Source organism: Psychrobacter sp. TB55-MNA-CIBAN-0194 (assembly GCF_040309505.1).
Lineage (GTDB): Bacteria > Pseudomonadota > Gammaproteobacteria > Pseudomonadales > Moraxellaceae > Psychrobacter > Psychrobacter fozii.
Window position 1 is genome coordinate 1 of record NZ_JBEOOW010000397.1, and the last position, 264, is coordinate 264.

The 264-nt window shown below is 36.0% G+C and carries 1 protein-coding gene; it reads right to left on the bottom strand.

Going from position 1 to position 264, the window contains the following annotated elements; all coding sequences use genetic code 11:
- The coding region (locus AAEY75_RS15620; RefSeq protein WP_352260105.1) for a DUF47 domain-containing protein at window positions 1–236 on the bottom strand (236 nt) is incomplete at its 3' end.
- Window positions 237–264: the final 28 nt, after the last annotated feature.

Sequence of the window (264 nt, forward strand, 5' to 3'; positions counted from 1 at the left end):
TCTTTCAAGCGATTATCAGCCAGTAATTCAATAGTCGTTAAAATTTCTTTCGCACATTCTCTGATGTAGTGGCTGAATTTGTCGATATGTTCGTCAGAGCTTGTAATTGAATAAATTTCTAAAGTTGCTGAAAAATGCTCAATGCCGTCTAAAACATCGTCGAGGCTATTCGTCAATTGAAGAATGTCTTCACGTTCAATCGGTGTAATAAAGGCTTTGTTCAGCTCTTTAATCATGGTATGAACATGATTATCACCTTTTGTC